13 protein-coding genes are annotated in these 11,338 nt (G+C 67.2%); 9 read left to right on the forward strand and 4 right to left on the reverse strand.

Annotated features, from left to right (window positions below):
* Positions 1 to 12 precede the first annotated feature (12 nt).
* Positions 13 to 390: a helix-turn-helix domain-containing protein gene (locus tag NVV90_RS01685; protein WP_258439471.1), complete on the reverse strand. Its 378-nt coding sequence runs from the start codon at positions 388 to 390 to the stop codon at positions 13 to 15.
* 122 nt (positions 391 to 512) lie between these two features.
* Here NVV90_RS01685 and NVV90_RS01690 point away from each other — a divergent pair, with 122 nt between their 5' ends.
* Positions 513 to 1,376: an SDR family oxidoreductase gene (locus tag NVV90_RS01690; protein WP_258439472.1), complete on the forward strand. Its 864-nt coding sequence runs from the start codon at positions 513 to 515 to the stop codon at positions 1,374 to 1,376.
* 47 nt (positions 1,377 to 1,423) lie between these two features.
* Here the strand turns inward: NVV90_RS01690 and NVV90_RS01695 are convergent, their stop codons facing one another.
* Together NVV90_RS01695 and NVV90_RS01700 are read right to left on the reverse strand one after the other, a co-directional pair.
* Entirely contained in the window at positions 1,424 to 2,059 is a 636-nt protein-coding gene (locus tag NVV90_RS01695; RefSeq protein ID WP_258439473.1) for a LysE family translocator, read from the reverse strand.
* A gap of 38 nt (positions 2,060 to 2,097) precedes the next feature.
* Positions 2,098 to 3,597 carry an amino acid permease gene (locus tag NVV90_RS01700; RefSeq protein WP_258439474.1) on the reverse strand — a complete coding sequence of 500 codons (1,500 nt, stop codon included), beginning with the start codon at positions 3,595 to 3,597 and terminating at the stop codon, positions 2,098 to 2,100.
* 241 nt (positions 3,598 to 3,838) lie between these two features.
* On the opposite strand from NVV90_RS01700, the gene NVV90_RS01705 reads away from it, so the two are divergent.
* From NVV90_RS01705 to NVV90_RS01740, 8 genes are all read left to right on the forward strand, one after another.
* Positions 3,839 to 4,228 (forward strand): hypothetical protein, encoded by a 390-nt coding sequence (locus NVV90_RS01705; protein WP_258439475.1) that lies wholly within the window; start codon positions 3,839 to 3,841, stop codon positions 4,226 to 4,228.
* Positions 4,229 to 4,369: 141 nt separating this feature from the next.
* Positions 4,370 to 4,798: a hypothetical protein gene (locus NVV90_RS01710; protein WP_258439476.1), complete on the forward strand. Its 429-nt coding sequence runs from the start codon at positions 4,370 to 4,372 to the stop codon at positions 4,796 to 4,798.
* Positions 4,792 to 5,025 (forward strand): helix-turn-helix transcriptional regulator, encoded by a 234-nt coding sequence (locus NVV90_RS01715; RefSeq protein ID WP_258439477.1) that lies wholly within the window; start codon positions 4,792 to 4,794, stop codon positions 5,023 to 5,025. Before NVV90_RS01710 ends, NVV90_RS01715 begins: the two co-directional genes overlap by 7 nt.
* A complete protein-coding gene (locus NVV90_RS01720; RefSeq protein ID WP_258439478.1) occupies positions 5,022 to 5,993 on the forward strand; it encodes an NAD(P)-dependent alcohol dehydrogenase in 972 nt (323 codons plus the stop codon). The genes NVV90_RS01715 and NVV90_RS01720 overlap by 4 nt, the downstream gene beginning before the upstream one ends.
* A 214-nt stretch (positions 5,994 to 6,207) precedes the next feature.
* Positions 6,208 to 7,014: an IclR family transcriptional regulator gene (locus tag NVV90_RS01725; RefSeq protein ID WP_258439479.1), complete on the forward strand. Its 807-nt coding sequence runs from the start codon at positions 6,208 to 6,210 to the stop codon at positions 7,012 to 7,014.
* Positions 7,015 to 7,185: 171 nt separating this feature from the next.
* Positions 7,186 to 8,916 carry a urocanate hydratase gene (locus tag NVV90_RS01730; RefSeq protein ID WP_258439480.1) on the forward strand — a complete coding sequence of 577 codons (1,731 nt, stop codon included), beginning with the start codon at positions 7,186 to 7,188 and terminating at the stop codon, positions 8,914 to 8,916.
* A 5-nt stretch (positions 8,917 to 8,921) separates the two neighbouring features.
* Positions 8,922 to 10,514, forward strand: a complete 1,593-nt coding sequence (hutH, locus tag NVV90_RS01735; protein ID WP_258439481.1) for a histidine ammonia-lyase — start codon at positions 8,922 to 8,924, stop codon at positions 10,512 to 10,514.
* Between the two features lie 194 nt (positions 10,515 to 10,708).
* Entirely contained in the window at positions 10,709 to 10,957 is a 249-nt protein-coding gene (locus NVV90_RS01740) for a hypothetical protein (protein ID WP_258439482.1), read from the forward strand.
* Positions 10,958 to 11,081: 124 nt separating this feature from the next.
* Here the strand turns inward: NVV90_RS01740 and NVV90_RS01745 are convergent, their stop codons facing one another.
* Complete coding sequence (locus NVV90_RS01745) at positions 11,082 to 11,303, reverse strand: hypothetical protein (RefSeq protein ID WP_258439483.1); 222 nt, start codon at positions 11,301 to 11,303, stop codon at positions 11,082 to 11,084.
* Positions 11,304 to 11,338: the final 35 nt, after the last annotated feature.

Consider the following 11,338-nt stretch of genomic DNA (forward strand, 5'->3'; position numbering starts at 1 on the left):
ACGTGTTGCCGGTCAGCGCTGGCCGCTGAGGATATCGTCGGCGTTGTCGTAGGCCCAGGTGGCCAGGGGGACCAGCAGTGCGGTCAGTTCATAGCCGCGGTCCGTCAGGCTGTAGTCGACGTGGGGCGGAATCACCGGCTGGGCCTTCCTCAGCACGAGGCCGTCGCGCTCCAGGGTCTTAAGGGTCTGCGCGAGCATCTTTTCGCTGATGCCCTCGGCCCGGCGCCGGAGTTCGCTCCAGCGGTGCTCACCCTCCGAGAGTGCCAGCAGGATCAGCAGGCCCCATTTGCTGGTGATGTGGTCCAGGACCGTTCGGCTGGGGCACCCGGCCGGGAAAACGCCGTCGGAAATCTCCGTACGCAGTTTGGCGGGCAAGGCAATGGCTTCCATGGCCATATCTTACCAAGAGGTGCGTACCTTACCTGAAAGTGCGTACTCTCTTTCAGGAAGTATTCCCCAGGATGGCTCGTTGTGCATGGTGACCCCCTACACATGGTGAAAGGAACCACCCCATGAGCATCGTCATCACCGGAGCAACCGGACAGCTTGGCCGCCACGTCGTCGAGGCCCTGCTGCAGCGCAACGTCCCCGCCGCGGAAATTGTGGCCGCCGGCCGTTCCATCGAGAAGCTGGCCGACTTTGCCGGGCGCGGCGTGCAGATCAGGGCAATGGACTACTCGGACGCCGCTTCCGTGGCGCAGGCGCTGGAAGGCGCCAGCAAAGTACTCCTCATCTCCGGCACTGAAGTTGGCCGGCGCGTGAAGCAGCACCGCACGGTCATCGAGGCGGCCAAGGCTGCGGGTGTGGAGCTGTTGGCTTACACCAGCGTGGCCAACGCCGACACCACCGTCATGAAGCTGGCCGCCGAGCACCAGGCAACGGAAGCCATCCTGAAGGAGTCCGGCGTGCCCTTCGCCATCCTCCGCAACGGCTGGTACCTCGAAAACTACACGGACCAGCTGCAGGGCACCCTGGCCCAGGGCGCCATCGCGGGCAGCGCCGGCGAAGGCAGGGTCAGCGCCGCGTCCCGCGCGGACTACGCCGAGGCCGCCGCCGCTGTTCTGGTGGCCGAGGACCAGGCCGGCAAGATCTACGAGCTGGGCGGGGACCACGCCTTCACGCTTGCCGAGCTGGCCCAGGAAATCAGTGCCGCAGCCAGCAAGCCCGTGGCTTACCAGGACCTCCCGGCCAGCGACTACGCCGGACTCCTCGCCGGGTTCGGCGTGCCGGAGTTCTTCGCCGACATCCTGGCGGACTCGGACCTGGGCATTGCCCGCGGCGACCTCCTGGTCAGCGGCTCGGACCTCCGCACCCTGATCGGCCGGCCCACGACGCCGATGCCGGCTGCCGTCCGCTCGGCGGTTGCCGCGGTCTAACGCTCGCTGTTGGCGCGTCCTTGTCAGACGGCCGTTGGGCGGGGTGACTAGGACTTGTTGCCCGTCAACGCCAGCGTTCCGCCCAGGCCGATCATCATGACCCCGCCGGTGGCGCCCAGCGTGGAGATGCGCTGGGGGGAGCGCGCGAACCAGTGCCGCGCGGTGCCGGCGGCCAGGGCCCAGATGCTGTCCGAGACGAGGGCGATCACCAGGAAAACCGCACCCAGGGAGGCGAGCTGCACCGGGATGCTGCCCGCCGAGTAGTCAACGAACTGCGGCAGCACCGCCACGAAGAACACGATCGACTTGGGATTCGTGGCACCCACCAGGAAGCCCTCGCGCAGCAAGCGCCAGGTGGACGACGACGGCGCCGGGCCGGCCGCCGTCGTTCGTCCGCCGCGGTGCCGGATCGCCTGGATCCCGAGATACACCAGGTAGGCCGCGCCGGCGAACTTGATGATGGTGAACAGCACGATCGACTGGGCCAGCACCACGCCGAGTCCGAGGGCAACGGCGATGATCTGCGGCACCATGCCTAGGGCGTTGCCCAGCACGCTCAGGAGCCCGCCTTTGCGCCCGAGGGCGAGCGAGCGGCCGATGACAAAGAGCACGCTGGGGCCGGGGATGGCGATGAGGACCAGCGAGGCCAGGGCAAACGCCAGGAGGTTGGTGAACGGAACCATGCCTGATGATAGCCCTGGCCTGCGCCGGGAGTCGACGCTCAGCTGCCGGCGGAAACCCTGCCGCCGGACGCGACGGGCACTACCGGGAGCGCTGCCGTTTCATCCACTAGCTCGGCACGCTGCCGGCCGCCGCCGCGGACCCACAGGCGGTACGCCACGAACAGGAGGGCCAGCCAGGCCCCTCCCACGTAGAGCGCCACGCGGGTGTCCTCGAAGACGCCCAGGATCACGATCACCATGGCCATGAAGGCGATGGTCAGCACCGACGCCGCGGGCCACCATGGGGACGGGAACTCCGACGCCGGCAGGCCCTTCCGGGCGATCTCGCGCTTCATGGCCACGTGCGAGGCCAGGATCATGACCCATACCCAAACGGTGGCGAAGGTGGCGATCGAGGCGATCAGCACGAACACGTTCTCCGGGATCAGTGCGTTCAGGACAACGCCCACCAGCAGGATGCCGCCCATCATCACCACGGTCATCCAGGGGACGCCGTGCCGGGAGACCTTGCCGAAGCTCTTGGGTGCATGGCCCTGCCGGGACAGGCCGAAGAGGATACGGCCGGCGCCGAAGATGTCGCTGTTGATGGCGGACAGTGCGGCCGTGATGACCACGGCGTTGAGGATGTGCGGGGCGGCCGGGATGCCCAGGCCATCGAAGATCTGCACGAACGGGCTGCCGTTGCTGCCGATCTCATTCCAAGGGAACAGGCTCATCAGCACACCCAGGGTCAGCACGTAGAAGAGCAGCACGCGCACGGGCACGGTGTTGACGGCCTGCGGGATGACCTTCTTGGGGTCGGCGGCCTCACCTGCGGTGATGCCGATCGTTTCGATCCCGCCAAAGGCAAACATCACGACGGCGAACGCGGCCAGGAGCCCCTCGAAACCGTTCGGGAACAGGCCGCCGTGGTTGACGAGGTTCCCCAGCCCCGGTGCCACGCCGCCGCCGTCGCCGGCTTGGAAGCCGAATGCCACGATGGCCGCACCGCCCGCGATCATGGCGATGATCGCCACCACCTTGATGAGCGAGAACCAGAACTCGAGCTCGCCGAACACTTTGACGCTGAGCAAGTTCATGGCGCCCAGGAACAGGATGATGGCCAGGATCCAGATCCAGCGGTCCACCTGCGGGAACCAGAAGCCCATGTAGATGCTGAAGGCCGTCACGTCGGCGATGGCCACGATCGCCATTTCGAAGACATAGGTCCAGCCGGTCACGAACCCGGCGAAGGGGCCGAGGTAGCGGCTGGCATACTGGCCGAACGAGCCGGAGACGGGGTGGCGGACGGCCATCTCGCCCAGGGCCCGCATCACCATGAAGACGGCCGCGCCGCCGATGATGTACGCCAGGAGGACGGCGGGGCCGGCCTTCTGGATCGCGGAAGCGGAGCCGTAGAAGAGGCCTGTGCCGATGGCTGAGCCGAGGGCCATGAAGCGGATGTGGCGGACGTTGAGGCCGCGGTTGAGAACGGTCTCGACGACGCCGTCGACGGCCCGTGCGGCGGGCGTCCTGACGGCTGCTGGGGTTTGCTGCATACGAATACCTTCTCGTCATTGGGAGGGGGATCGCTAACCAGCAGACCATTTCCGGAGGCGTTGTGATTGGCCTCACGGCACATCCCTGTCTCGGTTCTCAGACGATGAGAGGACCGCTTGACGGGCGATTGGCTGGCGTCGGGGGGTGTACCGGAGCCGGATCGGGAGGAAAATTGGCCACAACGGATGGCGTTCGCAAGCCAAGGGCGGCCCTTGGCCCGGCCTTGGCAGGAGGGATGACATGGATGATTTCATTGCTTATCTCGACACGTCTGAGGTGCGCCCTGGCAAGCTCGAGGCGCTGAAGGCCGCCATGGCGGAGCTGAGCGCGTTCGTCGAGTTGAACGAGCCTCAGATCATCGCCTACCGCGTCTATTTCTCAGGTGACGGTTCCACGATGAGCGTCCTGAACCTCCACACGGATCAGGCCTCATTGGAGTTCCACATGAAGGTCGCAGGGCCCAAGTTTCCTCCCATCGCGCCCCTCATCACGCTGCGGACCATCGAAGTATTCGGCCGCGTCAGCGAGGAACTGGTGGCGCGGCTCCAGGCCAAGGCCAAGCTACTGGGCGGTGGAGCGGTCATCGTCCATGACGTCCACGCTGGTTTTGCCCGCCTTCCACGCATCTAGGCGGGCTTGCCCCTCGCGCAGAAATGCCGGGGCTGACGCCTGCCCACCTGCCGGGTAAAAAAACCTTGACTCGATGTCTGCTTTCTTTTACATTGGGAATGTCAAGCTTGCTTTACATGCATGCATCACCTGGGAGTGGAAATGTCCTTCGAAGAGAAGAGCGCCTGGATCATGGGACTGCTCGCAATCGGCGCGTACTCGGCGTACCTCGTCATCGTTTTCGGGATGGCGGCCAGCACCCCGCTGGTTGAGGCTCCCTATGTTGCACCGCTGCTGTGGACCATAGGCGCCTCGATCGTGGTGTCCATCGTGCTCCACATCGTGGTGGGCATCTTCTCGCCCAAGGAGGCAGGGAAAAAGGACCAGCGCGACAAGGAGATCTACCGCTTCGGCGAATACATCGGCCAGTCGTTCGTGGTGATCGGCGCCGTGGCGGCGCTCCTCATGGCCATGGCTGAACTCGGCCACTTCTGGATCGCCAACGTCATCTACCTGGCCTTCGTGCTGTCCGCCATCCTTGGCTCCGTGGCCAAGATCGTCGCCTACCGCCGGGGGTTCCAGCCATGGTGAAACCCACCCGCGTCACCAACTCCATCCGCGCCCTCCGCTTCGCCAGCGGGGAAATGACCCAGGCGCAGCTCGCGGACAGCATCGGCGTCACCCGCCAGACCATCATCGCCATCGAACAGGGCCGGTATTCGCCCTCCCTCGAGATGGCCTTCCAAATCGCCCGCGTGCTCAGCGTGCCGCTGGACGATGTGTTCCAGTACCCGGACAGCAAAGGAGAAAAGCCATGAAAGCAATCGTTCAGGACAGCTACGGCGAGGCCGGGGTGCTCAGGCTTGAGGACATCGGCAGGCCGGCGCCCGGCGGCGGCGAGGTCCTCATCCGCGTCGGTGCGGCCGGCGTCGAGCAAGGTGTCTGGCACCTCATGACGGGGCGGCCGTACCTCATCCGGCTCTTCGGCTTCGGACTGAAGAAGCCCAAGGTGCAGGTCCGCGGACGGGAGGTTGCCGGCGTCGTCGAGGCGGTTGGTGCTGGCGTGACCCGCTTCCAGGCCGGCGACGAAGTGTTCGGCACATGCGAGGGGTCCTTCGCCGAGTACGTCTGTGCGAAAGAATCACTGCTTGCCGCCAAGCCCGCGAACCTGACGTTTGAGGAAGCTGCGGTGGCGCCCATTTCCGGCGTCACGGCGTTGCAGGCCGTCCGCGACGGCGGAAAGGTCAGTGCCGGCCAGAAGGTCCTGGTCATCGGGGCCGGCGGGGGAGTGGGCTCGTTTGCGATCCAGGTGGCCAAGGCATTCGGGGCAGAGGTCACAGGGGTCTGCAGCACCGGAAAGGTGGAGCTGGCCAGGTCCCTTGGCGCTGACCACGTCATCGATTACACGCGGGACGATTTTGCCGCCGCAGGAGTGCTCTACGACGTCATCATTGATACCGCCAGCAGCCGGCCGCTGTCTGTCCTGCGGACCGCACTTGGGCCGCGGGGGACACTGGTGATAGTCGGCGGTGAGGGCGGTGGAAAACTGACCGGCGGGTTTGAGCGCTCCCTGGGTGCGCCGCTGATGTCACTGTTCTCCGGGCAGAAATTCAAGGGGTTGGTTTCGACCGAGAACTACCGGGAACTCGAGGCCCTGGCCATGCTGCTTGAGGCGGGCAGTGTGAAGCCGGCCATCGGCAAGGTCTTCTCACTGGGCGAGGCGCCGGACGCCATCCGGTACATGCGCGGGGGCCGCGCCCGCGGGAAGGCCGTGGTCACCGTCTGAGGAAAAGCCGCGGCGCGGCCGGCGGCTGCGGGCGCGATAGTCGCGGCAAACGTCTGGTATTTCAGACAATGATGTGTTCCGATGGTTTGTGCGCTGCCTGCAAGGCGGCGCACGCTTAAGTACGGGATCCCGGACAGGCCGCATTGGCCGCAGCTCCGGGCGTCCGAGGACAGCGCCGCATCGCGCCGCCAGTCCCTGTACTCGATGAGGAGCCATGACCATACAGCCGCCAGCACCAGGCAAAGCCACCTCCAAGGTCCCCGCCGCGGAAAACACCCTGCGCATCCTGAAGCTCCTCGCGTCCCGCCGCGGGCCGATGGCTGCGTCCAATATCGCCACAGCGCTGGGCCTGCCGCGGTCCAGCGTCTATCACCTGCTGGGTGTCATGGAGGCCAACGGCTTTGTCCTGCACCTGCATGAGGAGCAGCGCTACGGCCTGGGCATCAGCGCCTTCGAACTCAGTTCCGCGTATTCGCGCCAGGAGCCGCTGTCCCGGCTGGGCCGCCCCTTGCTGGCCGCCCTTGTGGACTCGATCGGCGAGAGCGCGCACCTCGCCGTGCTGCATGGCCGGGACGTGCTCTACATCGTCGAGGAACGCGCGAAAAACCGCCCGTCCCTGGTGACCGACGTCGGGGTCCGCCTGCCCAGCCACCTCACCGCCAGCGGCCGCGCCATCCTGGCCGCGCTGCCTAAGTCCCAGGTACGCGCCCTCTATCCAAACGCGGCCGCCTTCACCGCCCGGCATGAGATGGAATCGCCCATCATGAAGTATTCCGCGCTGTCCTCGCACCTGGACCAGGTCCGGCAGCGCGGCTACGCCACCGAACACGGCGAAGTGACGCTTGGCTTCGGTTCGATCGCCGCCGCCGTCACCGACCACCTGGGCTGGCCGACGGCCGCCGTCGCTGTCACGTTCCTGGAGGAGAAGCTGCCGGCCGAGGACTGGCCGGTCCTGGCCGCGCGCATCCAGAAGGCCGCCGACGAGCTCTCGGTCCGGCTCCACGGACGCCCCGCCCAGTAGCTTGCCGCTCCCACCCGGAGCGGCGGCGGGCCGGGTGCCGGAAGGCCAGCTGGTCCGGTCTGGAATCCCGGACAGCACCCTTCGAAAAGCCATTCCGAAGGCTCCGCAAAGGGGCTTTAGTAGAGACAGAAGCAAATCCCGCTCAACTTTCCACGCGACGAAGGAGTCCCCATGGCATCCGCCGATTTCACCACCGGAACGCGCCCGGTCAAGGCGCCCCGCGGCACGGAGCTGTCCGCCAAGAGCTGGCAGACCGAGGCGCCGCTGCGCATGCTGATGAACAACCTGGATCCCGAGGTCGCCGAGCACCCCGAGGACCTCGTGGTCTACGGCGGCACCGGCCGCGCCGCGCGTTCCTGGAAGGCGTTCGACGCGATCGCGGACACCCTGAGGGACATGGAAGAGGACGAGACCCTGCTGGTCCAGTCCGGCAAGCCGGTGGGCGTCTTCCGCACCAACAAGTGGGCCCCGCGCGTGCTGATCGCCAACTCCAACCTCGTCGGCGACTGGGCGACGTGGCCCGAGTTCCGCCGCCTCGAGGCCGAGGGCCTGACGATGTACGGGCAGATGACCGCCGGTTCCTGGATCTACATCGGCACGCAGGGCATCCTGCAGGGCACCTACGAGACCTTCGCCGCCGTCGGCAACAAGCTGGCAGCCGAAGGCCGCCACCCCGCTCCCGCTGCGGAAGGCTCCACCGAGGGCCCGCTGGCCGGGACGCTGACCCTGACGGGCGGCTGCGGCGGCATGGGCGGCGCCCAGCCGCTCGCCGTCACCCTGAACGACGGCGCCTGCCTGATCGTGGACGTCGACGAGACCCGGCTGCGCCGCCGCGTCGGCAAGCGCTACCTGGACGAGGTCGAGACCGACCTGGACGCCGCCATCGCCAAGGTCCAGAAGGCCAAGGACGAGCGCCGCGGCTGGTCCGTGGGCTACGTCGGCAACGCTGCCGAGGTCTTCCCCGAACTGCTCCGCCGCCACAAGGCCGGCGAGCTGAGCATCGACGTCGTCACCGACCAGACCTCCGCGCACGATCCGCTGTCCTACCTTCCCGAGGGCATCACCGTCGAGGAATGGCACGCCGAGGCCGCCGCGGACCCGGAAGGCTTCACCAAGAAGGCGCAGGCCTCCATGGCCCGCCACGTACAGGCCATGGTCGAGTTCCAGGACGCCGGCGCCGAGGTCTTCGACTACGGCAACTCCATCCGCGACGAAGCACGCAAGGGCGGCTACGGGCGGGCGTTCGAATTCCCCGGCTTCGTCCCGGCCTACATCCGCCCGCTGTTCTGCGAGGGCCTGGGCCCGTTCCGCTGGGTGGCGCTCTCCGGCGACCCGGAAGACATCCGCGTCACCGACGAAGCCATCAAGGAGCTCTTCCCGGAGAACAAGCACCTGCACAAGTGGATCGACGCCGCCCAGGAGCGCGTGGAGTTCGAAGGCCTCCCGGCCCGCATCTGCTGGCTCGGCTACGGCGAACGCCACCAGGCCGGCCTGCTCTTCAACAAGCTCGTCGCCGAGGGCAAGGTCAAGGCCCCGATCGTCATCGGCCGTGACCACCTCGACTCCGGCTCCGTGGCCTCCCCGTACCGCGAGACCGAAGCCATGAAGGACGGCTCCGACGCGATCGCCGACTGGCCGCTGCTGAACGCCCTGACCGCCGCCTCCTCCGGCGCCACCTGGGTGTCCATCCACCACGGCGGCGGCGTGGGCATCGGCCGGTCCATCCACACCGGCCAGGTCTCCGTGGCCGACGGCACGGACCTCGCTGCCGAGAAGCTCGAGCGCCTCCTCACCAACGACCCCGGCATGGGCGTCATCCGCCACGTCGACGCCGGCTACGAACGCGCCGTCGAGGTCGCCGCCGAACGCGGCGTCCGCATCCCCATGAACGAAAGTAAGTAACCCAAGTGACTATTACTACCCACGAACCCCTGACTGTCACCCTCGGTTCCAGCGGCGTCACCCCCGAGGACGTCCTCGCGGTCGCACGCCACGGCGCGCAGATCACCATCTCCCAGGAAGCCCTGGACAACGTCGCCAAGGTCCGCGCCCACATCGATGAGCTGGCTGTCAGCGACACGCCGGCCTACGGCATCTCCACCGGGTTCGGTGCCCTCGCCAACCGCCACATCCCCAACGAGCTGCGCACCCAGCTGCAGAAGTCGCTGATCCGCAGCCACGCCGCCGGCATGGGCCCGGCCGTGGAACGCGAAGTGGTCCGTGGCATCATGTTCCTGCGTGCCAAGACCATGGCGTCCGGCCGCACCGGTGTCCGCCGCGAGGTCCTCGAGACCTTCGTCAAGGTGCTCAACGCCGGCATCACCCCGCTGGTCCGCGAGTTCGGCTCCCTCGGCTGCTCCGGCGACCTCGCACCGCTCTCCCACTGCGCCCTCGTGGTCATGGGTGAAGGCGAAGCCTTCGGCCCCGACGGCGAGCTCTACGGCGTCGAAGGCCGCCCCACGGTCGCCGAACTCCTCGCCCAGCACGGCATCGAGCCGGTCACGCTGGCCGAGAAGGAAGGCCTGGCGCTGGTCAACGGCACCGAGGGTATGCTCGGCATGCTGCTCATGGCGATCGCGGACCTGCGCATGCTGCTCACGACGGCCGACATCACCGCCGCACTCAGCGTCGAGGCGCTGCTCGGCACGGACCAGGTGTTCCTGCCGGAGCTGCACGCAGCCCTTCGCCCGCACCCTGGCCAGGCCGCCAGCGCCGACAACATGCTGCGCGTGCTGTCCAACTCGCCGATCGTGGCATCGCACCGCGTGGGCGATTCCCGCGTCCAGGACGCCTACTCGCTGCGCTGCGCCCCGCAGGTTGCCGGTGCCGTCCGCGATACCGTCACCCACGCCGAGCTGGTCGCTTCCCGCGAACTGGCCGCCGCGATCGACAACCCCGTGGTCCTCCCGGACGGCCGCGTGTCCTCTAACGGCAACTTCCACGGCGCCCCCGTGGCCTACGTACTGGACTTCCTGGCAATCGCCGTGGCGGACCTGTCCTCCATCGCCGAGCGCCGTACGGACCGCATGCTGGACCCCGCCCGCTCGCACGGACTGCCGGCCTTCCTGGCCGACGATCCCGGAGTGGACTCGGGCCTCATGATCGCCCAGTACACCCAGGCCGGGCTCGTCTCGGACAACAAGCGCCTGGCCGTTCCGGCGTCGGTGGACTCCATCCCGAGCTCCGCCATGCAGGAAGACCACGTCTCCATGGGCTGGCACGCCGCCCGCAAGCTGCGCAAGGCCGTGGAGAACCTTCGCCGCGTGCTGGCCGTGGAACTGGTCACCAGCACCCGCGCCATCGACATCCGCACCAAGCTGTCCGACGGCGAACTCACCCCGGGCCCGGCAGGTGCGGCCGTGCTCGAGGTGCTGCGTGAAGTGGTCCAGGGCCCCGGCACGGACCGGTTCCTGTCCCCGGAACTGGAGGCCGCTGACCGTCTGGTGGGCTCGGGTGCCGTTCGCGCGGCCGCCGAATCCGCCGTCGGGATTCTGGCCTAGCGCCGAACAAAACACCCTCTGGGTGGGTGAATTTGCAGCGTCCCGGAAATTGTTCGCAACGCAGTCTCCGGGGCGCTGCAGATGTAGTAAAACTGGTGGGGTGCTTCACAGCCGCGCCGAAGACGTCGTGGCCATGCAGCCCAACCGTTCACACAACTGAAAACAACGAACATCCACAAAGGGGTAGAAGTTCAATGAAGGCACGCGGGGCAGTCCTGTCCAGGCGAAACGCACAGTCCGCCACGGTTTCCAACTGGGGAGCCTTGAAGGTGGGGGAGCGGATCGAAGTCGTCAAGCACGCACACGTGATCGCAGCCGGGGAGGTGCAGGAAGTCTCGGGCAGCGGCAACGTTGTATGGCTTGAGCCCGCGGGGCCCGGCGCCGACGAGGCCCCCAAGCAGCTGTTCATGAAGTCCGACGGCGTGGTGCTGCGCCGGGTGTAACTTCAGCTGGCTACGAGAAAACCGGGGCTTGTTTCCCATTCCGCAGGTAGTAGGTGCGGATTCGGAAGCAAGCCCCGGTTTGCTGTCTGCGGGCCGGGGGTGGGCCTGGCCGGGGTGGACCTGGCTAGGCGGCGATTGCCTCACGGGTCTGTCCGAAGGGCACGGACTCGTCCAGGGCAACGGTGTACGTTCCGGGCTCGTGGCGCGTCACCAGGATGCCGCAGGAGGCGTCCTGCGCTGCTGCCTCGATGAGGGAATCGACGGCGCGGTCGAGGCCGTCGTGGACCTCGTCGGCCCGGGAAAAGGACAAACGGATTTCGCGTTCTTCTGTCACTACAGCGGTCATGTGGGGGCCTCCTATTACTTGTCGCCTTCGAGGGC

This window comes from Arthrobacter sp. CJ23 (assembly GCF_024741795.1).
Lineage (GTDB): Bacteria > Actinomycetota > Actinomycetes > Actinomycetales > Micrococcaceae > Arthrobacter.

Excerpts from the sequence above, each read along its gene's own strand:
- NVV90_RS01745 (WP_258439483.1), bottom strand. The coding sequence starts at position 11,303 with ATGACCGCTGTAGTGACAGAAGAACGCGAAATCCGTTTGTCCTTTTCC.
- NVV90_RS01690 (WP_258439472.1), top strand. The coding sequence starts at position 513 with ATGAGCATCGTCATCACCGGAGCAACCGGACAGCTTGGCCGCCACGTC.
- NVV90_RS01740 (WP_258439482.1), top strand. The coding sequence starts at position 10,709 with ATGAAGGCACGCGGGGCAGTCCTGTCCAGGCGAAACGCACAGTCCGCC.
- NVV90_RS01710 (WP_258439476.1), top strand. The coding sequence starts at position 4,370 with ATGTCCTTCGAAGAGAAGAGCGCCTGGATCATGGGACTGCTCGCAATC.
- NVV90_RS01720 (WP_258439478.1), top strand. The coding sequence starts at position 5,022 with ATGAAAGCAATCGTTCAGGACAGCTACGGCGAGGCCGGGGTGCTCAGG.
- NVV90_RS01725 (WP_258439479.1), top strand. The coding sequence starts at position 6,208 with ATGACCATACAGCCGCCAGCACCAGGCAAAGCCACCTCCAAGGTCCCC.
- NVV90_RS01715 (WP_258439477.1), top strand. The coding sequence starts at position 4,792 with ATGGTGAAACCCACCCGCGTCACCAACTCCATCCGCGCCCTCCGCTTC.
- NVV90_RS01730 (WP_258439480.1), top strand. The coding sequence starts at position 7,186 with ATGGCATCCGCCGATTTCACCACCGGAACGCGCCCGGTCAAGGCGCCC.
- NVV90_RS01700 (WP_258439474.1), bottom strand. The coding sequence starts at position 3,597 with ATGCAGCAAACCCCAGCAGCCGTCAGGACGCCCGCCGCACGGGCCGTC.
- NVV90_RS01705 (WP_258439475.1), top strand. The coding sequence starts at position 3,839 with ATGGATGATTTCATTGCTTATCTCGACACGTCTGAGGTGCGCCCTGGC.
- NVV90_RS01685 (WP_258439471.1), bottom strand. The coding sequence starts at position 390 with ATGGAAGCCATTGCCTTGCCCGCCAAACTGCGTACGGAGATTTCCGAC.
- NVV90_RS01695 (WP_258439473.1), bottom strand. The coding sequence starts at position 2,059 with ATGGTTCCGTTCACCAACCTCCTGGCGTTTGCCCTGGCCTCGCTGGTC.